Here is a 20,434-nt window from a genome sequence, read left to right on the forward strand (position 1 = left end):
GGATTACCTTATTTATTTAATCAAACTGCCACTACCACATCGCCCCGCTCATCACGTCGGTGTTTGTGATGCCGAAAACGCGGAAACTCTGAGCTAAGCTCACAATAGCCTTGCTGCCAATCCTGTGCCTGCCGGGGCGGCAATTTCACCCCGACGCCAGGCTTGAACAATGCCGGTTGAGCGCTTTCCTGGGGACTGATGCGATCTTTCGTATAGCAGGTGTGGCACTCGACAATCTCGGGCATGGGCAGGCCGAGCAGCCCCGTCAGCGCATGAGCATTGTGCAGTGCCCCAAGCAGCTGCTCCTTGATCTCACGCCACTTCCCGGTGGTGACATTTCCCTTGAGCTCCACCAGGTGCAGTCGAGCCGGATGCCCGTCCTGTTCAAGCTCCAGCAGGATGCCGTCGGCAACCTTGCGCTGCTTGAGGAGCCGTAGGCGATTGTCCTCGCTCAGGTTGAAGCGCAGCAGCTGGTTATTACCGGGCGAGGTGAAGGTGGCGGTGCCTTCTCCCCCCTTCTGTCGTTCGATGACGCTGACGGCACTGCCTCTCTCATAGTGATCGGGCTCGATCCAGGCAAGCCGCTGCTCAAGCATTTCCATCCGCAGGCGCCTCCTGCTCATCGTCTTCCGCTTCCTGCAAAAGCATCACCTCGTCCAACAGCACGGCCAGCGGCTCGTTGAAGGTCGGCACAGCGATACCCAGCTCCGTCTGTTCCAGCGGTACCACCCGTGTGGCCGCCGCCTCGCGCCGGAACTGGTAGGCCACCACGTGCTCGGGTGCCAGCAGCTCGTCATCCACATAGCCGAGCCTTTGCATCAGCGTCGCCCGCTGCGGGTGGGCATGAAGCGCAGCGAGGTTGTTGAGTTGCTGGAAGAGCGTATCACCATGGGTGGTCGCGATGACCGGCAAGCCGGCATTCACGAGCCTGACAACGGCCCGGGCCATGAGGCGCTGCGCCTTGGGGTGCAGGTGGGCCTCGGGCTCCTCGATCACGATGGAGCGATAGCCCGGCTTGTGCTTAAGGAAGTGCACGATGGGCGTCAGCTCGGCCACAAGAGACGAGGTGAGGTACATGGGCAGGCGCCGGCTGCCAGCACCTTCGGGCAGATAGTGATAGCTGGGCAGTGGCCCTGCCGTGGTCTGCTCCACCTGGCCCTTGAGCAGCTCATGCTCGAGCCACTGCGCCAGCGCCGTATACCTGGCGCCCTGCTTCTTGCCTGGCTCGGCGAGCGCCTGCAGAAAGCGCACCACCGGCAGCGTAAACTCGCTGGCGCTTGCTTCTTCATCATCACCAAGGCCCGCGTCAAATAGGCTGAAAGCATCTCCCACCAAGGAGCGGTAGGCCAACATGAAGCCCGTGCGCGAGGCGGGCAGGAACAGCGGTTCGCCATCACTGCGGCGCGTCGCACTGCGCGGCCCGAACAGGGGTACGCTGATGTCGCCGGCCACCAGCTTCCAGGTGATCATGCACACAGCGCGATACTGGTCGGGCCCTTTGAGCAGGTTGCCCTCTTCCAACAGCGGAAGGCGCACACTGTGCTCGGCGCGGGCACTCATGCGTGCCGGCGTGCTGCTGGTTTCCAGCTTGATGCGCAGCGCTTTGTGGCGGTGGTAGTTGTCGAGGCTCAGGCGGCCGATGGTGATGGCATCATCGCCGAATAGCCGAGCGGCCAGCTTGTTACGATTCTGCTGCAGCAGCTCATTGAACCAGTCGATAAAGCACTGCTGATCTTGCGTGGAAAGTACCACCTCGGGCTGACGGCTGCCCTGATGCAGTTTCTGCACCGCAGCGCCCATCAATCCCATTAGCCGGCTCTGGCAGGTCTTGTAGGCCTTGGTGGTGGGCGTCGCCGTGGGAAAAATCGTTCGACCAAGCGCCAGTAGGCCCCATAGCAGCGTGGCCATGTAGCTCTTGCCGCTGTTATTCTCCCCGACGAAGAGCGTCAGCGGGCGTAGCTCGATGTCGGCTTGCTGGAACCTGGCGAACTGCTCGACATGCAGGGTCCAGCGCTGGTGCATGGGCATAGGAAAGGCCCTATTGGTTCGTGTTGCCTGAGGGGCTAGGCAGTCGACGTATATCGTCGCCGAACGATGCGTTGATTGCCAGGGGCGAGGGGCAATTGGCAGCAGAAGTGCCGGTGAGCCGGCGCGGTGATGACTTGGTAACACCGATTTCGCGCAGCCAGGTCGGGTTCTGCTGACGTTTCGCGATAAGGAAGACTGCCAACCGGCTAACTCATGCAGCCTTTTCTATATCCTTATAAAGTGCATCCGGAGCCAGATCTGCACCATTAGGCCAACAGACAACTCCAAATTCATCAATGGATACCAAGGAAAAAAAAGCAGGATCTCTCAATGGCTCGAACACTGGTCCGAACAGCCTATCCTTAAGCGAAACAACGCCACTGGAGCCATCTGCAAAGACTACACGCAACCGGTAATCGGGCAGTGCTGCTACATAAGTGATTTTGTACATGACTGTCGCATCACTCATGGACCAGTATCCCCCCTGCTCTCGAGCGATACGGTGAATCGGCAGTTCTTAGATGCGGCCCTGCGTGGCGCGCATGATCTTGACACTGAGCCAGGCCGACAAGCGCGCAGGGTGCTCAACAGCTTCATCGAGCTCCACCATGAGGCGATATCGCCGCCCTTGGCGGTGTCATCGAGGCGGGAGCCGAAGAGCCGAACGACGGCCCTTTCGCCACAGTTTTCGGCAACCACTGCCTTGATAGCATTAATGTCGGACTGGGATAGGCGCATTTTTCCTCACAGCCGGATGCCCTGCTCCCGGGCGATTTCATGGATCGGAAAACGCTTCAAACCGGGAGCCTCCAGCAGAACATCGATCTTCTGCTCCCCGAGTTTCATGATGATGGCCCCTTCGAGCCGCGCGCAATCCCAAGCCGGGTTATCGACAGGCTGGGTGACCGTGACCATGAGGTCGATGTCGCCTCCCTTGGCAGCGTCGTCAACACGGGAACCGAAGAGGCGGATCTCGGCTTCCTTGCCAAAGATCTCGGCAGTGGCCGCCTTGATGACATCGATTTCGTGGCGATTCAGTCGCATGGGTGTTCGTACCGAAAAAGGTTGGCCATGGCGCTTACCCTCGCGGCGGCTATACTGGCTATCTATCCAGTTCAGTCCAGCCCGACAGGAGCGGGGGGGGGTGCCATGACCCGTGATAGCCGACCCGGCGAGCTCATCCAATCCGATGAGGCGGTAGTAGAGTTCGAACGCCTGCCCCAGGTGGTGAAGCGGCTCTCGGCTCGGGCGCGCCGGCATATCGCCAACAGCGTGTCGAAGAACACCATCCGCGGCATGCGGGCCGACCTGCGTGTCTATCAGCGTGCGGGTGGTCTGCTGCCGGCGGATGAGTTCGATATCGCCAAATTCATCGCCGACCAGCGCGCCCTGGGCAAGAAGCCCGCCACCCTCGAGCGCTATCTCAACTCTCTGCACATGTGGCATCGCTACATGAACCTGCCGTCGCCGGTGAGGAGCATGCCGGTGCGCGCCGTGATGCGTGGCATTCGCCGCTCGGCCGGTACGCGACAGAAGGAGGCGCCGCCGCTGCTGCTTGAGGATCTGCATCGTCTGCTGGATCACATCGACCGCAGCGACCTGCGTGGCAAGCGCGATAGTGCGCTGTTTGCTCTCTCTTTCCACGGCGCCTTTCGGCACAGCGAGGTGGTGGCGGTCTATCTGGAGGATATCCAGTGGGAGGCTCGCGGCATTCTGGTAGGCCTGCGACGCAGCAAGACCAACCAGGAGGGTGCCGAGGAGACCAAGGCGATCCTCCGCGCGCCGGCGTCCTTCTCGTACTGCCCCGTGCGGCTGCTGGAGGCGTGGCTGGCAGCCTCGGGCATCCGGCGCGGGGCGGTATTTCGCAGCCTCAGCCTGAGCGGGAAGCTGGGCGCCGGGCGGCTTACCGGCTGTGTGGTGGCCCAGCGTCTGGCGCACCACCTGGAAGCCGCCGGCATGACCGATCGTGGTTTCTCGCCGCACAGCTTTCGGGCCGGCTTTATCACCGAGGCGCATCGTCGCGGCAAGGCGGCAGTGGATATTAAGCGCGTCAGCGGTCACCGTTCCCAGAGTACCTTCGAGCGCTATATCCGGCGTAGCGATGCGTTCGAGGACCATGCCGGGGATTTCTACGGTGGCGTGGAGGAAGCGCTGCCGTGGGTGTATTGGTAAGGCAAAGGGTGGCAGCCGATGGCGTTGAGGCCGCTTGGGACTGGCTCTGGTCTGGCCAACGGTGGCCCGCTTGGGTCAGACCCCGGCCATCCCTGGCCGGTGTCTGACCCGGCGCGGAGGGAGTGCCTTGCCCCCTTGACCCCTTATTTGTAGGAGTAGTTGTAGTAGCCGTAGCCGTAGTAGGTGGCGGCCTTGCGCTGCATGGCGTTAAGGATGGCGCCCTTGACGCTGACGCCGGCGGTTTCCAGGCGGCGGGTGGCGATCTGGATCTCCTTAACCGGGTTCTGCTGGAAGCGGGCGACCATCAGGGTGGTGCCACACTGGCGGCCGACGATGGCGGCATCGGTGACGGCGAGCACCGGCGGGGTGTCGAGGATCACCAGGTCGTAGCGCTCGCTGGCGGTGGCCAGGAAGTCGCTGAAGCGCTGGTGCATCAGCAGCTCCGAGGGGTTGGGCGGTGACTCCCCCCGCGAGAGGTAGTCGAGCCCTTCCAGGTTGCTGTGGCGCACCACCTCGTCGAGGCCCTGCTTGCCGGCGAGCAGCTCCGAGAGGCCCTGCTTGCTGCGCCCGCCGAAGGCGTTGTGCACGTGGCCCTTGCGCATGTCGGCATCCACCACCAGCACGCGCTGGCCGGCCTGGGCACAGACGGCGCCGAGGTTGATGGAAACAAAGCTCTTGCCTACCGAGGGGCTGGAGCCGGTGATCACCAGGCGGTTGTCATCGGCCTCGAGCATGGCGAAGTGCAGGCTGGTGCGCAGGCCGCGCAGGGCCTCGATGGCGTTGTCGGCAGGGGCGCGCTCGGCGAGCACGGCGGTGGCGATCGCGCTGGCGTGGCGGTCGCGCTTATGCTTCACCCGGCGCACCAGCTTCTGCTGTTCATCGGATAGCGGCACGGTGGCGTAAACCGGCAGGCCGGCCTCCTCGATCTGCTCCGGGCTCTCCACACCGCGGTTGAGCAGGCCGCGCACCAGCACCATGCCCACCGCCAGCATGCCACCCAGCAGGGTGGCCAGCACCACGATCAGCGGCTTCTTAGGCTCGATGGGGGCCGCGCCCACCAGCGCCTCGTCGATGATGCGCACGTTGCCCACGGTGCCGGCACGGGCTACCTCGAGCTCCTGGATCTTGTTGAGCACGTTGACGTAGATCGCCTGGGTGACCTCGACGTCGCGAGTCAGGCGCACGATTTCCTGCTGGGCGGCGGGCAGCTCGTTGACGCGCTCGTTGAGCTGGGCACGCTCCTGCTGTAGCTGACGCTTCTTGCGCAGCAGGGTCTGGTAGGCAGGGTGGTTGGGGGTGAAGCGCTGGGCCAGCTCGGCTTCCTGGAACTCCAGCTCGTTGAGCTGCTGCTCCAGGGCGATGAACTGCTGGATGGTGGCCTGGGATTCGCTGGAAAGATCGACGCTGTCCATCTCCACGCGGTAGTCGTTGAGGGCGTCCTCAGCCTGGGCCAGCTGGGCGCGCAGCTCCGGGGCCTGGTCGCGCAGGAACTCCAGGCTCTGCTGGGCCTGGGCAGACTGGCGCTCGACGTTCTGGGTGAGGAAGGTCTCGGCCACGGCGTTGAGGGAGCGGCGGATCTCCTCGCGCTCGGTGCCGGTCAGGGTCAGCCGGAGCATGCCGGTGCTGGAGCCACGACCACCGCCGACCTCACTGACCGAGAGCCGGCCCTTGATATTGCCGATGGCCGCCGGTAGCGAGCGCTTGAGCAGGGTGAACTCGGCGCCCGGTGCCGCGTCGAGCGCGGCGATACGCAAGGTGATGGCGCCGTCGTGGAAGTCGACCAGCTGGCCGACTCGGCCTTCGCCCAGCAGCCGCTCACCCTCCTCGCCCTGGCGCAGCACCTCGAAGCGCTCGCCCTCCAGGGCACGCAGGGTCAGCGGGGTACCGCGCAGCGGATCGGCGACGTCCAGGCGGCCCACCTCCAGCTGCTCGCCGGCCCACACCCAGGGCTTGCCGGCCATGAACTCAGGGCGCTCGATACCGTGACGACGAATGAAGTTACCGATGACCGGCAGGGTGCGCGGCTGCACCACGGTTTCCAGGCCAATGCGATCGACCACCTGCCCCAGCACCATGCGCGACTGCAGGATCTGCACCTCGGCGGCAGTGGAGGACTCGCCCTCCTGGCCGAACACCTCGGCGAGATCACCCAGCGGGCTGACGGTGGAGCGGCGCTCCACCTGCACCAGGGCATCACCCTGATACACGGGGGTAGCCAGCAGCGCATAGGCCACGCCACCCAGGGCAAACACGAAGGTGATGGCGATGATTAGCCACTTGTGGTCGAGGAGCAGGCCGAAGAGACGGCCGAGGTCGATTTCGTCGTCGGCGGGGGCGGCGGCGCGTGGAGGGTTCTGTGGGTCAGACATGTGGGGGGTGTTCCGTGGTTAATAAGCGGCCAAGCGGCCAAGCGCCGAGCAGCCAAGCTGTGTGGTGCTACCTTGAAAGCTCTGAAGCAAGATTCGTGGGGGCTTCGATGCGATTTGAGGATCTCGCTGTCTGGCAGCGCTCCGCCAGGCTATGTGGCGAAGTTTTCAGGCTTTTCCGGGGTTCTCGCGACTTCGGCTTCAAGGACCAGATCACGCGCTCTGCCTTATCCATTTCCAGCAATATTGCCGAAGGCTATGAACGGGACTCCAATCCTGACCGTTTGAGGTTCTTGAGCTACGCCAAGGGGTCGTGTGCCGAGCTCAGGTCACAGATCTACATTGGCGTCGATATCGGCTATATCGAGACAGCCCAGGGCCAGCGATGGGCACAGGAGACGCGTGAAATATCGAGAATGATCCATGGTTTGATGAATCGTTTCCGCCGCTAGTCCCGGGCAAAGGAGGCCCCGCCCCTTTGGGTCAGACCCCTTGTATGGGGCTGGGGGCTGGCGTGGCGCCCATGATAAGCGACGTGCTCACCGCTAGGGGTCTGACCCACGGGGCTCGCTTGGCCGCTTGGCCGCTTGCCCGCTAGAGCTTACCCGCCCACTCCCCCACCGCAGCCTTCAGAAGCTCATGCACATGCTCGAACGCCTCGCGGCTCTTGCGGTAGGGATCCGGGATCTCCGGTTCGCCGGGTAGCCACTTGCCGAGGAGCATGGTCTTGCCCAGGGCCTCGGGGGCCAGCTCGCCGATGGCGCGGCGTTGGCCCTGGCTCATGACGAGGATCAGGTCGGCCTGAGCCAGCATCTCGCGGGTGAGCTGGCGGGCCTGGTGGCCGGCGACGTCGAGGCCGTCGGCCTCGGCGAGTTCACGGGCGGTGGGCTCGACGCCGTGGCCGACCAGGGCGCCGAGGCCGGCGGAGCTCAGCCGCTTATCCGGCAGTGCCCGGCGCAGCAGGGCCTCGGCCACCGGGCTGCGGCAGATGTTGCCGGTGCAGACGATCAGCAGGCGATCGAACATCAGTCGTTGAAGTCGCGCACGTCGTCGATGGAGTCCACGGTGGTGCCCGGCAGGCTGATGGAGGGCAGCAGCAGGCTGATCACGCGGTTCCAGCGGGCGATGGGTGCGGTGGTCACATAGACCACGTCCTGGGGCTGCATGGTGAAGCGGCTGGCCAGGGTGAAGGAGGCGGCGTTGCTGACGTCGAGCTGATAGACAGTGGCGAGCTTGTCGCCCTGCTCTTGGCCGCGGATGACGAAGATGCCGGAGGGGTCGGCGCTGCGCTCGTCGATGCCGCCACTCTGGGCGATCACGTCCATCAGGCTCATGCGCTCGTTGCCCAGCGGAAGGCGGCCGGGGCCGTTGACCTGACCCATCACCGCCACGGCCTGGTTCTCGGCGCTGGGCACATGCAGGATATCGCCGGGCTGGAGCAGGCGGTTCTGGCTCATGTCGCCGTTGCGCATCAGGTCGAACAGCGAGATGCGCTGCTGCTGGCCGTCGCGGTTGAGGAAGATGGTGTGCCAGTTGGCGCCGGGGTTGGCGCTGCCCACCTGGCTGATGGCGTCGACCAGGGTCAGCGGCACGCTGGTGATGGGCAGGGTCTTGGGCTCGCTGACCTCGCCGCTGAGGTAGACCTTCTTGGCGTTGAAAGCGGCGACGCTGACCTCGACCTGGGGCTCGGTGATATAGGCGGCAAGGCGACGGCTGAGCTCGCTGCGAATCTCGCCGACCGTCTTGCCCTCGGCGTGCACGCGGCCGATGTAGGGATAGTAGAAGGTGCCGTCGCCCTGCACGCGGTTGCCTACCTCGGCGGCGCTGCGCTCGGTGCCGCCGGGGTTGGTGAGCTCGGGGTGGTCGTAGACGATGATGCTGAGCACATCGCCGGGGCCGACCCGGTATTCGTAGGCCGCCAGCGCGTCCCGGAAGGCGTCGCTCATCGGCACCGCGGGGTCACTCTCCTGCCAGCTGGCGAGCAGCCCGGGGGTGATGGGCTCGATATCCACCAGCTCGTCGATGGGGGCCGTCTCGGTCTGGTAGTCCATATGGCTGCCGGGGGCGAAGGAGCAGCCGGCGAGAAGCGCCGTGGCGGCCAGGGCGATAAGCAGTTTATTCGGCATGGTTCGCGACATAGGGTGGCGCCTGTAGACGGGAGAGGTAGGCCATTCTGCCACGCTACCGCCCCAGGGTGTCATGGCGCATCCCTGAGGCCTGGTATCGATGGACAAGATGTAACGCTCATGATGCAACTTTCCGGCGCGAAAACGGTCGAGCGCCTGGCAAGCGTGGCGACTATACATGACATCACCGTGACATCTCCATACACCGATGGTGGGCTGACACCTCTTGTACGAGATCTCTTACAAGGCGTCGCCATGCCTTATTATTCTTAGGTGGAATCTGCCCATACAGGCGGCGAGGTGACGAGACAGGAACGGATTATGCGATTAAGCTTGGGGGCGAACGTGCCCGACGCGGCACTCGCGGACACCCGAAACGGGAGGACCCTGAGCATGAAGAGCACAATGAAGACAGGCATGGCCCTGGTCGCGATCACCGGGATGCTGAGCGCCCCGCTGGCCATGGCACAGGATAGCGTGCCGGATTCCGCCGTCCAGGCGCCGGCGGCACAGGCCGCCGGCGGTGGCGCCCCGGCCAGCGGCGGCGCCTCCGGGCTGGCCAGCGCCCTGGGCATCAGCAACGTCGCCCTGACCGTGGGGATCGGTGCCGCCATCGCGGTGGCGGTCGGCGTGGCGGCCTCCGGCGGCGGCTCCTCCTCCTCCGGCACCAACTGAGCCCCGCCCCCCTGATTCGTCCCCTTGATGACGCCGGAGCCCGCATGACGTCGCCTTACCGACAAGGCAGAGCCGCCGTACAGAGCCGCCCCCGGGCGGCTTTCTCACGTCTATCCCGCCGCTGGCGGCGCCTGGGCCTGGGCCTGGGGGCCAGCGCCCTGCTAGCCGGCTGTGCCAGCGGCGGCGCCTCGCCGGCCGCGGCGATCCTCGGCGATGCGCTGAGCGATCCGCGGGACCTCGCCGGCCAGGCCGCCGAGATCCCCTTCGCCAGCCTGGTGCTGGACGCCGGGGACCGCCGCGGCCTGGTGGTGCTGGGCGCCGAGGCCGCGGGGGAGACCTACTGGCCGGCCGGCGACGGCGGCCTGGTCACCCTGCGCCATGAGGGCCTGCACGCCACCGCCGGCCTGCCCGCCGACCTGCTGGATAGCGACTACCGCGGGCCGGGCGAGGCGCCCTGGCGGGCGGCGTCGCCCGCCGAGTTTGCCGTCACGCGCACCTGGCAGGACGCCGATGGGCTGCCGCGGCGCCTGTCCGCCCGGGGCAGGCTGCGCTGTGAGGCCGCCCAGCCCGTCGAGCTGCCGCTGGCCACGCTGGCTCTCGAGCGCTGCGCGATGACCCTGCGCTGGGAGAACGGTGCCACCACCGCGGGGGTGCTGTGGCGCGAGCCGCATAGCCGGCGGCTGTGGGCCGGCGAGGAGCAGGCCTGGCCCGAGGGCCCCACGATCCGCTGGGAGGTGGCCAGACAATGGTGGTAGCCCCGAACCTCCCCTTGGGGTCAGACCCCTAAGAGGATTTTGGGGTCAGACCCTTAAGGGGATTTAGCCGGCGAGCCAGAACACTTGGGAGTGGACGGTGGTAACAACATGGTGGTGAGATCACGGCGGGTGAAGGCCCTGCTGGTAGGGGTGTGGCTGTTGTCACCGTTGAGCGCGGTAGCGCAACAGGTGGCCGAGCCGCGGCTTTCGGATGCCTGGCTAGCGACACTGCAGCAGGGCGCAGCGCGCATCGCCTGGAGCCACGCCTTCGCCCTGCGCGAGACGAACGCCGACGCGCTGGAGGGCGAGCGGCGCCGGCTGGCCGCCGAGCTGGCCCCGCTCACCCTGGGGGCGCTGGCCGAGGGCCACCCGGCGCTGGCCCAGGGCTTGATGGCGTGGCGCGAGACGCTGGAAGGCCAGGCCGCCCTGCCCGCCCGCACCCCCGGGCGCCACGACCTGCCCTGGCTGGGCGCCCACCAGCGCCACGACCCGGCGCTCGCCGACGTGCGCCTATGGGGCCACTGCGCGGTGCCGAGCTGGGTGGAGGTGTGGCACCTGGGCGGCGTCTCGCGGCTGACCTGGCGGCCGGGGCTGAACCTGACCGCGGCGCTGCGAGGCCTGCCGGAGAACACCACCCGAGGGGCGCAGCGGGCGGTGCTGATCACCCCGGCCGGCGAGCGCCACCGCCGCGGCATCGCCGCCTGGAACCACCAGGCCACCCCGCTGGTGCCGGGCAGCCGGGTGATGCTCGAGCTGCCTCCCGGCGTGGGCGACGCCGGCGGCATCCGGCGGCTGATCAACGAGCGGCTGCCGGCCTACCTGGCCACACGGCTGCCGGGGGAAGAGTGCGAGATTCAAGGGGTCAAGGGGTCAAGGGATCAAGGGGTCAATGAATGAGTAAGAAGTGTTTTAGTGACAGGCTTCAAGGAGTCAAAGGGGCGCGGAGCAACGGGTTCCTTGACTCCTTGACCCTTGATCCCTCGCGTCTTATTCCTTGCTCCTTGTTCTTAGCGGCAACGCCTGCCCTCGCCGCCGGCCTGGCCGGCGAGCTCGGCACCGGCCAGAGCGACTTCGGTGGCGTGGGGCTGATGCAGACCCCCACGGCACGCATGGCGCCGCTGGGCACCATGAGCGCGAGCTGGAGCCGCACCTCGCCCTATCGCCGCTACAGCCTGTTCTTCCAGCCTGCCGAGTGGTTCGAGGGGGGCTTTCGCTACGTGGAGGTGGAGGATCGCTCCTCGGAGCTGTTCGACCGCTACCTCGACAAGGGCTTCGACATGAAGCTGCGCCTGCTGGAGGAGAGCGGCGTCTGGCCGCAGCTGGCGCTGGGCCTGCGCGACGTGGGCGGCACCACCCTGTTCGGCGCCGAGTATCTGGTGGCGAGCAAGCGCTGGCACGACTTCGACATCACCCTGGGGCTGGGCTGGGGCTACCTGGGCAACGCCGCAGACGTGGACTCCCCCTTCGGCTGGCTGGCCGAGCGCTTCGACGAGCGCCCCGACGACGTCGGCGGCGACCAGGGCGGCGAGTTCGCCATCGATGCGCTGTTCCGCGGGCCCATGGCGGTGTTCGGCGGGGTGGAGTACCAGACCCCCTGGGACCCGCTGGTCCTGCAGCTGGAGGTCGAAGGCAACGACTACGCCAACGAGCCGCTGGGCACTGATCAGGAGCAGGACAGCCGCCTCAACTATGGGGCGAGGCTGGCCCTGACCGACAACCTGGAGCTGCGCGCCGGCTGGCAGCGCGGCAATACCGCCATGGCGGGGCTCAGCTGGAACCTCGACCTGGCGGGGCTGAGCCAGGTCAAGCGCGACCCGCCCGCCGCGGACCCGGACGCGCCGGCCCGCGAGGACTGGGCGGCGGTGAGCCGCGAGCTCGAGGAGAACGCCGGCATCGCGGTGGCGCGCATCGACCATGAGGGGCGCGACCTGACGGTGACCGGCGAGCCGGTGACCTACCCCTCGCTGATGGAGAGCGAGGTACGTGCCGGGCGCATCCTCCACGCCCAGGCCGGCGACGACGTGGAGCGCTTCCGCTTCCGCTGGGAGAACCGCGGCCTGGCGCTGCGCGAGGATGTCCACCAGCGCGCGGCGCTGGTGGCGGCGACCCGCTCCGCCGCGCACGAGGATAACCACCTCTATGGCCTCTACGCCCACGCCGAGCTCGCCGAGCCCGGCGGCGAGATGCTCTACGCGGCGCAGCCCCAGCGCTTCACCTGGAGCCTGGCGCCGCGCCTGGACCAGAACTTCGGCGGCCCGGATGGCTACCTCTACCGGCTGATGGCGGTGCTCGACGCCGAGTATCGCACCGACCGCCACGGCTGGTTCTCCGGCCAGCTGGCCTGGACCGCCTTCGACAACCTCGACGACTACGAGTACATCGCCGACTCCGAGCTGCCCCGGGTGCGCACCTTCATCGGCGACTACCTCAGCGAGGCGAGCGTCGGCATCGAGAACCTGCAGTACACGCGTACCGCCAGCCTGGGCGACGACTGGTACGCCATGGGCTACGGCGGCCTGCTGGAGATGATGTACGCCGGTGCGGGGGGCGAGCTGCTCTACCGCCCCTTCAACAGCCCGCTGGCGGTGGGCCTGGACCTGAACTGGGTGCGCCAGCGCGACTTCGAGCAGCGCTTCGGCCTGCGCGACTACGACGAATGGACCGGCCATCTCACCGGCTACCTGGAGACCGGCTTCGAGGACGTGCTGGCCACGCTGAGCGTGGGGCGCTACCTGGCCGGCGACGTGGGCACCACCCTGGACCTGTCGCGGGAGTTCGACTCCGGGGTACGGGTGGGTGCCTGGGGCACCTGGACCGACGCCGACGACGACTTCGGCGAGGGGGGCTTCGACAAGGGGCTCTACCTGTCGATCCCCTTCGACGCCATGTTCACCCGCTCCAGCCGCGAGCGCGCCGAGATCGCCTGGCGGCCGCTGACCCGCGACGGCGGCGCCACCCTCAACCGCCGCTACACCCTCTACGACCTGACCGAGGAGCGCGACCTGGGGCGCTACTGGGAGGAGCACGAGACGGCGTGGGAGTGAGCGAGCGGCCAGCGGCCAAGCGGCCTTTCCCTCGGGGTCTGACCCCAAGGGAGCGTGGCCCTTGGGGTCTGACCCCCACGTTGTTGATTGCTCCAGCGGCGGGGTCAGACCCCAAAGGAGCGGGGTCAGACCCCAAAGGAGCGGCAACCTGACCGCGTGTGCCTGCAAATTCCATTGGCTAACGGCGTTCGCCTTCCGTAGGCTATCGGGTAGCCCCAGGATGGGTGCCTCACATAGGAGAACAGACCATGCGCGTTAATCCCCTCATGGCCGCCGCCGCCCTGTCGCTTTCATCGCTCGCGGCCGGTCAGGCGCTGGCCTACCAGGCCGGCGACCTCTATGTGCGCGGCGAGCTCAAGAAGGCCGATATCGGTGCCGAGGAGCTCTCCCGCGAGAACGCCCTCGGCGTGGCCGGCGGCTACCTCTTCCTCGACAACCTGGGCGTGGAGCTCGGCATCGGCGAGGACGTGGAACACGACTATCGGCTCGGTACCGGCCAGGCCGGCAGCCTCGACCGCATGCCGATCAACCTGCTGGTGCATTACTACCCGCTGGGCGGCGTGACCGCGGCCCGGGTGCAGCCCTTCATCGGCGTGGGCGTGAACTACACGCGCTTCTCCGGCGTGAGCGGCGGCGGCATGGACGTCGATGACAGCTACGGCTTCGCCGGCCAGGTCGGCATGGACCTGATGATCACCGACAGGCTCAGCGCCACCGGCTTCGCCCGCTACACCGAGGTCGACGCCGAGTTCGAGCAAGACGGCCAGGGCGTCGACGACGTGCGCCTCGACCCGCTGACCGTCGGTGCCGGCATCACCTACCGATTCTAAGCCAACTTGGGGGTCAGACCCTTAAGGGGACTTAAGGGTCTGACCCCTGTATTTTCCTCGAGGAAGAGGAGTCACCCTCGGCATGACGCGCTTTGCTTTCGTGATTTCAGACCTTTACGGTGGTGGCGCTCAAAAAGTACTGCTCAATACAGCCGATTCGCTCAGGGAGAAGGGCCATCAAGTTCGTGTCTTCACGCTTCGCAACAAGGTGGAACACGATATACCGGAAGAGTTGGTCATCGAGAACCTTGCCGTCATCAACAAGGTGACAAAGGCCCTGTCCAATGTCGTAATAGAGCGGCTTCAAGCGAGACGCATTCGGGAAGCCCTGCTCGCGTATGCGCCCGATGTGACGATTTCATGCTCCTGTGACAAGATCACACGACATATCAACGATCTGAATATTTATTACTGGGTGCATGCAAACAGTATCGAAGGGGCAAAGACTGATAAGCTCAGAAACAAGCGTATCAGGAAGGTCAAAAGGTTCTATACGAAGAAGAAGCTCATCGCTGTTTCCGGAGGAATTCGGGATTCCCTCGTGGCATCCGCTGGACTCGACCCAAAAGACATTGAAGTGATTTACAACCCCTTCAACCAGGGCGTCTTGTGCCGGCTTGCTAAGGAGCCTCTCCCTGAACCTCAGCCTTCAGAGTACTTCATACATGTTGGCACCTTCGAGATTCGCAAGCGCCACGACCGGTTGATACGCGCCTACCATGAAAGCGGTATCGCCACCCCATTGGTTATCATGGGTAAGGGCTCTGATGAGGAGCGCCGTGCGATCGCAGACCTGATCCAGCAGCTTGGCCTGGAAAAACAAGTGCATATCCTCCCCTTTCAGCGCAACCCCTATCCCTGGATTGCCAAGGCCAAGGCGTTACTGCTGACATCGGATCAGGAAGGATTACCTACCGTGCTTATCGAAGCCTTGTTGCTGCACGTGCCGATCATCAGCACCGATTGCCCCAGTGGCCCACGCGAGATTCTCACCGGCGAGCTCGCCGACTTCCTGGTCGCTCCGGAAGACGAGAAGGGGCTGGCCGAGGCGATCGCCCGCATGGACCGGGCCCCGGTGACGATCGACGAACGCCATTACCGGCGGTTCCTGACCGAGAGCGTCATTCCGCAGTTCGAGGCGTTGTGACCCATGGCGCCCCGCCTTCTGGACCTCCCCTTCAACGACCGCCGCCGCCGCTACCTGGTGTTCCAGGCGCAGGGGCTGCCTGCGCGCCTCGCCCTGGCTAACACCGCCACTACCCACGTCTTCGAGGCCGCCGGCAGCAGCCGCTTCTTCCTTTCCGGGGATGGCCGGATCCTGGCCAAGGTGGTGCCGGACAAGTTCGAGCGGCGCCGGCGCCCCCTGAAGTGGCTGCTGCGCGACTACCTGGAGAAGCGCTGGCTGGGCCAGTGCGACGCCAGGAAGGAGTACCGCAGCCTGCAGGTGATTCGCCAGGCGGGACTGGCCACCCCGCGTTGCCACGGCTGGGGGCTGTCGCTCAATCCCGTGAACCGCAACGCCTCGCTGCTGTTGATGCACCGGCCAGTACATGCGGGGATCCGCCAGGGGGGCGAACGCCGGATCCCCGCCAGGGGGCATGGGTATCACTCTGTTCATTTCACCTTTCATCCAATGCCCAGTGGCCCCTGCGTCAGGAGTCGAGGGGCCAGGGCCTGCAGCCGGAGCTCAACCAGCTCGATTTTCCCGCCGATAGATGGGGCTCTCCCCGTCCGGCAGGCTCTTGAACCTCCCCCACAGCACCGCCAACAGGAAGGCGAAGATCATCACCCCGCTGTTGTGTTCGAGAAACGCCTGGGAAAGCCCGAAATCGATATAGGCGACGCAAAGCAGGGTACCGGCGACGGCGAGGGAGCGCTGTGGCAAGTCGGAGGCCGTCAAGCGAGCCGCGAATAGCCGCAACGGCACCAGATAGAGCGCCAGCAGTGCGGCCAGCCCCAGAACACCCCGCTTGGCGAAGGCATTGAGGAATTCGTTATGGGGATGGCCGTAGCGCTCTGCCACCTGGGGGTGCACCACCCCCTCGTCGCCCAATGCCTGCATCCCTTGGCGATAGCCATTCTCACCCCAGCCAACCAGCGGCTTCTCCAGGATCAGTCGCGAGGCCCCCTTCCACATCTCGAAGCGGGCACCGAGCGAACTGGTACGGTTCTCGCCGGCGGCATACCGCTCGATATCTACAAACGCCTGGTCTACGCGCGGCTGCACGCCGGTTTGAGGCAGTACATAGACCAGCGCGGCTCCCCCGAGCACCAAGGCCACCGCAGCGACTTTCAGGCGCAGCGAGAGATGCTTGCCGTAGCCCCGATAAAGCACCAACAGAATGAAGGGGATACCCACCCAGCCGCCACGGCTGCCGGAGAAGAGCGAGCCGAGGATTCCCAGCAGCGCCCCCAGTATCAGGAAAGAGCACCAGGCGTGGCGGTGACGCTGTGCCACCGCCCAGCCCAGCCCCGCCAGGCAGAGGATGCCCAGCAGCATGCTCAGGTTGCCGTACTGGATGACATGGGTGTGGCCACCCGCCCGGCCCACGCCCTCAACAAGCTTCTGCCAACCGGCCCAGCCACCCGCGCCGATGGCGCCGACGGCCAGGCCACTCCACAGCCAACTCAGCCGGGGTGGGTAGGCCATCACCAGCAGCATCGCCGGTATCGCCAGCAGGAACCGCATGGGCTTGTCGACACCGGACCAGCCCTGGCCATCCCACCAGGCCTCGGCGATGCCGACCGCCGCATAGGCGGCCATCGCCGCCATGATGGCCAGATCGCGACGCTCCAGGCCCAGCGCCGGGCGCTGGATCAGCAGCACCGCGCTGCCCAATAGCAACATCGCTGCGCCTAGCGAATAACCGCTAGGCGCGACCAGCGCAATGGCACCAAAAAGGAAGGCGGATAAGCTGGTATAGCGTTGGAGCAGTAATGCCTGCCCGGAGAGGGGGGGCAAAGCGAAGTCGACTCGCGTGGGCATGGAGGTAAAGGCTCGACGGTGTTGGTTTGCAGGGGCCAGAAACGAGAATGGCCGGCATATGGCCGACCATTCTACCATGCCCTACCCCAGCGTCTCGCTATCCGGCGTAGCCTTTCGGGTTGGCCGACTGCCAGCGCCAGGTGTCGGCCATCATATCGTCGAGACTCCTTTCTGTGCTCCAGCCCAGCTCTCGTTCTGCCTTGGCGGCATCGGCCCAGAACGCCGGCAGGTCTCCCGGCCGGCGCGCGCCGAAGCGATAGGGCACCTCGACGCCGGTGACCCGGGTGAAGCTCTTGACCATCTCCAGCACCGAGATCCCCTGGCCGGTGCCCAGGTTGTAGACGGAGACCCCCGGCGCCTCCAGTGCCTTCAGTGCCTTGAGATGGCCCACCGCCAGGTCCACCACATGCAGGTAGTCCCGCTCGCAGGTGCCATCCGCGGTCGGATAGTCGTTGCCGAAGATCGCCAGCTCGTCGCGACGGCCCACGGCCACCTGGGCGATGAAGGGCATCAGGTTGTTGGGAATGCCTTGGGGATCCTCGCCGATCAGCCCGGACGGGTGCGCCCCGATAGGATTGAAGTAGCGCAGTAGCGCCATCGACCAGCGCTCGTCCGCGGCGGCCAGGTCTTCCAGCACCTTCTCCACCATCGCCTTGGAGGTGCCGTAGGGGTTGGAGGTGGAGCCGCGCGGCATGCTCTCGAGGTAGGGCACCGGCGCCTCGCTGCCGTACACCGTCGCCGAGGAGCTGAAGATGAGGCGGTGCACGCCGGCAGCGGCCATCGCCTCGCACAGCACCAGGGTGCCATTCACGTTGTTGTCGTAGTAGGCAAGCGGCTTGGCCACACTCTCCCCTACGGCCTTGAGGCCAGCGAAATGGATGACCGCCTCGATGGCATGCTCGGCGAAGACCGCATCGAGGGCGTGCCGATCGCGAATATCACCCTCGACAAGAGGCACCACCTTGCCGGTGATGCGCTCCACGCGGCGCACCGCCTCCTGGGAGCCATTGCAGAGGTTGTCGATGACGACCACCTCGCGCCCTGCTTGGAGCAGTTCGACCACGGTATGGGAGCCGATATAGCCGGCGCCGCCGGTTACCAGAATCACCCTATCGTTCCTCAATACGCATTCTTGCTGATGAAGCCCTTGAAAATCGTCAAGAAGATGATGCGAAGATCCAGCCAAATCGACCAATTGTCGATATACCACAGGTCATATTCGACACGCTTCTCCATCTTTTCAAGCGTATCGGTCTCGCCTCTCAGACCATTGACCTGGGCCCAGCCAGTAATACCAGGCTTGACCTTGTGGCGCCGCATATAAGACTCTACCAATTCCTTGTAATGCTCGTTGTGAGCCAGAGCGTGGGGGCGTGGCCCAACGATGGACATGCGCCCCTGCAGCACATTGTAGAACTGCGGCAACTCATCGAGAGACGTTCGACGCAGGAAAGCACCTATCGGCGTAATGCGGGTATCCTCTTTAGTGGCCTGGGTCACTTGGCCATTTTGCTCCTGATGCACCTTCATAGAGCGGAACTTGTAGACCTTGAACCGCTTGCCATTGGCGCCGGTGCGATACTGCTTGAACACCACCGGGCCGGGCGAAGTGACCTTGATCGCAATAGCAATCCCTGCGCAGATCGGCAAGATAAGCAGGCTGATCAGCCCACCGATCAGAATATCTTCAAGTCGCTTGATCACCCGGGCCATACCATTCATCGGTGTCACGCTCAGGTCGATGGCATAGTGACCCGCAACCTCACTCATTCGATGGTTCAGCAGGTGCATATCACGAAAATCGGGAATAAAGCGAACCTCTGCGGTATGGTTGCGCAGGCTATAGAAGATGGAGCGTACGACGTCACCCATTTCCAGGGGCAAGCAGATCCAAACCTCACGTGCCTTGGATTCGGTAACTCGCCTGGCAAGTCGCTCAAGCCAGGCCTCCCCCGGGTTGCCGCCAATGCGTTCAATACCGGCGATGGAGTAGCCTTCGCCCGGTGAAGCGCGCATTCCCTTCGCCACACTCACCAATTGGTGGCCCGGCCCCACCAGGAACACCGAGCGGCGCGCCCTGCCCCTCAAGCGAGCACCCCGCAGTACCAGCTGCGCCGTCACACGGGCACCACCCGCCATGACAAAGGACAGCAACAGCGTCATCCCTATCCAAAGACGGGAATAGCGTTGCGCCGCATTGGCAAAGTAGATGATCGACGTGGCCAGCAGTGCCACCACCACCCAGACCAGCAGCAAACGCCCCAAAAGGGTGGAGATACTGGTAATCCGCCAGCGGGTATAGCCCCCCAGCACACTGTTGAGCATCACCACAAAGAGGGCCATGATGACCATGGCCAGCACAAAACGTTCTGGCAGCTGAAAATTTCCGAAACGCCACCAGTGGGCTAGCAAGCCACCCAAGACGATGGCAAGTGCATCCACAAAGGGCACTATCAATTGAGCAGGATAACGTTCTGCAAGGCCTTTTGGTTTACTGGGCATTATTGAATTCTTCTTCACTTCATGTGGATTTTGCCTGGTCCAGCAGGCGTCACGCCGGCCTGCCAAGCAGGCAAGGAAAACGATCGGGTAGGGGCCGGGGTTTCCCCCGGCGCCCTCCAGGGAAAACGCATGAAAGCGATTACACCGCGAGAATGTCTGCCAAATAGGTCTCATCCAGCGCGGTTTTCTTCTGCTTCCGTCGGATTCCACCCTTGAAACGCGCCTCCCCTTTCAGGTAATTCAGCGCGATATGCCGGACCCTGGCGAGGTTTCCTGCCGCATGGCCTCGATGGATTTTGCAGGCATCCTCGCGGAGCGCCACATCCAGCGACCAGTGGAGTTTATTCTCGACAAACCAATGCTGGCGGGCCGCTTCGGCGAGCTTCTTGGCGCTCAGTTCAGCAGAGCTGATGTAGTAGCGGATCATCGGGGCTTCTGGCACCTCATCGCCTTCCTGACGGAAACTCATCACCACGCCCACCGTTTTTAGGCCTGGCCATTCATAGCTAAGCTCCTGAAACTCTTCATTAACCTCGCTGACAATATGGTATCTGGTCTCTTGCCGGCCTCGGTTCTTCTCGTCCGTGACATAGGCATCCCCTTCGAAGTTGACCACCTTGGCCATGGGAAACGCCGCCTCGAAGGCATCCGCCAGGGCTGGCTGATTTTCCTTCACCGACAGCAGGTAATCGGCGCCCTTCTGCAGCACCTGAGTGGCGATCTCCTTTTGGCACCCCATAGCATCGATCGTCACCAGACAGCCTTGCAGATTAAGAAGCTTGAGCAGCTCGGGAATCGCCGTGATCTCGTTGGATTTCTCGGCCGTCTTGACCTGGCCCAGCACCACACCATTCGCCGCACTAAAGGCACTGACCATGTATATCGCCCCTTTGCCCAGGGAAAACGCACGAAAGCTTTCACACCGCGAGAACATCTGCCAAATACTCCTC

General features: G+C 64.7%; 19 protein-coding genes. 8 read left to right on the plus strand and 11 right to left on the minus strand.

Annotation, left to right across the window (positions count from 1 at the left end):
* Positions 1-20: 20 nt before the first annotated feature.
* The 4 genes from Q673_RS22390 to Q673_RS22400 form a co-directional block, all read right to left on the minus strand.
* Positions 21-602 (minus strand): hypothetical protein, encoded by a 582-nt coding sequence (locus Q673_RS22390; protein ID WP_031217585.1) that lies wholly within the window; start codon positions 600-602, stop codon positions 21-23.
* On the minus strand, positions 589-2,022 hold the full coding sequence (locus tag Q673_RS22395) for an AAA family ATPase (RefSeq protein ID WP_031217586.1): 1,434 nt from the start codon (positions 2,020-2,022) through the stop codon (positions 589-591). The genes Q673_RS22390 and Q673_RS22395 overlap by 14 nt, the downstream gene beginning before the upstream one ends.
* A gap of 217 nt (positions 2,023-2,239) precedes the next feature.
* Positions 2,240-2,497 carry a DUF2442 domain-containing protein gene (locus Q673_RS35835; protein WP_200861391.1) on the minus strand — a complete coding sequence of 86 codons (258 nt, stop codon included), beginning with the start codon at positions 2,495-2,497 and terminating at the stop codon, positions 2,240-2,242.
* 275 nt (positions 2,498-2,772) lie between these two features.
* Positions 2,773-3,072, minus strand: coding sequence for a nucleotidyltransferase domain-containing protein (locus Q673_RS22400; protein ID WP_023004883.1), 300 nt, complete (start codon positions 3,070-3,072; stop codon positions 2,773-2,775).
* A 105-nt stretch (positions 3,073-3,177) separates the two neighbouring features.
* Between Q673_RS22400 and Q673_RS22405 the strand changes: the two genes are divergently transcribed.
* Positions 3,178-4,200 carry a tyrosine-type recombinase/integrase gene (locus Q673_RS22405; RefSeq protein WP_023004884.1) on the plus strand — a complete coding sequence of 341 codons (1,023 nt, stop codon included), beginning with the start codon at positions 3,178-3,180 and terminating at the stop codon, positions 4,198-4,200.
* Between the two features lie 143 nt (positions 4,201-4,343).
* Here the strand turns inward: Q673_RS22405 and Q673_RS22410 are convergent, their stop codons facing one another.
* Positions 4,344-6,569, minus strand: a complete 2,226-nt coding sequence (locus Q673_RS22410; RefSeq protein WP_023004885.1) for a polysaccharide biosynthesis tyrosine autokinase — start codon at positions 6,567-6,569, stop codon at positions 4,344-4,346.
* A gap of 107 nt (positions 6,570-6,676) precedes the next feature.
* Between Q673_RS22410 and Q673_RS22415 the strand changes: the two genes are divergently transcribed.
* Entirely contained in the window at positions 6,677-7,018 is a 342-nt protein-coding gene (locus tag Q673_RS22415; protein WP_023004886.1) for a four helix bundle protein, read from the plus strand.
* 142 nt (positions 7,019-7,160) lie between these two features.
* Here Q673_RS22415 and Q673_RS22420 read toward each other — a convergent pair whose 3' ends face one another.
* Together Q673_RS22420 and Q673_RS22425 are read right to left on the minus strand one after the other, a co-directional pair.
* On the minus strand, positions 7,161-7,592 hold the full coding sequence (locus Q673_RS22420) for a low molecular weight protein-tyrosine-phosphatase (protein WP_023004888.1): 432 nt from the start codon (positions 7,590-7,592) through the stop codon (positions 7,161-7,163).
* Entirely contained in the window at positions 7,592-8,692 is a 1,101-nt protein-coding gene (locus Q673_RS22425; RefSeq protein WP_235048478.1) for a polysaccharide export protein, read from the minus strand. Before Q673_RS22425 ends, Q673_RS22420 begins: the two co-directional genes overlap by 1 nt.
* A gap of 393 nt (positions 8,693-9,085) precedes the next feature.
* Here Q673_RS22425 and Q673_RS22430 point away from each other — a divergent pair, with 393 nt between their 5' ends.
* From Q673_RS22430 to Q673_RS22450, 6 genes are all read left to right on the plus strand, one after another.
* Positions 9,086-9,367, plus strand: coding sequence for a hypothetical protein (locus tag Q673_RS22430; RefSeq protein ID WP_152527069.1), 282 nt, complete (start codon positions 9,086-9,088; stop codon positions 9,365-9,367).
* Between the two features lie 44 nt (positions 9,368-9,411).
* Positions 9,412-10,122 carry a YjbF family lipoprotein gene (locus Q673_RS0118050; protein ID WP_023004891.1) on the plus strand — a complete coding sequence of 237 codons (711 nt, stop codon included), beginning with the start codon at positions 9,412-9,414 and terminating at the stop codon, positions 10,120-10,122.
* Between the two features lie 108 nt (positions 10,123-10,230).
* Positions 10,231-11,019 carry a capsule biosynthesis GfcC family protein gene (locus tag Q673_RS22435; protein WP_031217589.1) on the plus strand — a complete coding sequence of 263 codons (789 nt, stop codon included), beginning with the start codon at positions 10,231-10,233 and terminating at the stop codon, positions 11,017-11,019.
* A 104-nt stretch (positions 11,020-11,123) separates the two neighbouring features.
* Positions 11,124-13,166: a YjbH domain-containing protein gene (locus tag Q673_RS22440; RefSeq protein ID WP_023004893.1), complete on the plus strand. Its 2,043-nt coding sequence runs from the start codon at positions 11,124-11,126 to the stop codon at positions 13,164-13,166.
* Positions 13,167-13,414: 248 nt separating this feature from the next.
* Positions 13,415-13,996: an OmpW/AlkL family protein gene (locus tag Q673_RS22445; RefSeq protein ID WP_031217591.1), complete on the plus strand. Its 582-nt coding sequence runs from the start codon at positions 13,415-13,417 to the stop codon at positions 13,994-13,996.
* 82 nt (positions 13,997-14,078) lie between these two features.
* Entirely contained in the window at positions 14,079-15,143 is a 1,065-nt protein-coding gene (locus Q673_RS22450; protein ID WP_023004895.1) for a glycosyltransferase, read from the plus strand.
* A gap of 540 nt (positions 15,144-15,683) precedes the next feature.
* Here Q673_RS22450 and Q673_RS22455 read toward each other — a convergent pair.
* The 4 genes from Q673_RS22455 to Q673_RS22470 all read right to left on the minus strand — a co-directional run.
* A complete protein-coding gene (locus tag Q673_RS22455; RefSeq protein ID WP_052004168.1) occupies positions 15,684-16,982 on the minus strand; it encodes an O-antigen ligase family protein in 1,299 nt (432 codons plus the stop codon).
* Positions 16,983-17,079: 97 nt separating this feature from the next.
* Positions 17,080-18,090 (minus strand): UDP-glucose 4-epimerase GalE, encoded by a 1,011-nt coding sequence (gene galE / locus Q673_RS22460; RefSeq protein WP_023004897.1) that lies wholly within the window; start codon positions 18,088-18,090, stop codon positions 17,080-17,082.
* 11 nt (positions 18,091-18,101) lie between these two features.
* Complete coding sequence (locus Q673_RS22465) at positions 18,102-19,484, minus strand: undecaprenyl-phosphate glucose phosphotransferase (protein ID WP_031217595.1); 1,383 nt, start codon at positions 19,482-19,484, stop codon at positions 18,102-18,104.
* Positions 19,485-19,623: 139 nt separating this feature from the next.
* A partial coding sequence (locus Q673_RS22470) for an ISAs1 family transposase (protein ID WP_235048479.1) occupies positions 19,624-20,434 on the minus strand: 811 nt, incomplete at its 5' end.

The sequence above is a fragment of the Halomonas sp. PBN3 genome (assembly GCF_000475415.1).
Classification (GTDB): domain Bacteria; phylum Pseudomonadota; class Gammaproteobacteria; order Pseudomonadales; family Halomonadaceae; genus Halomonas; species Halomonas shengliensis.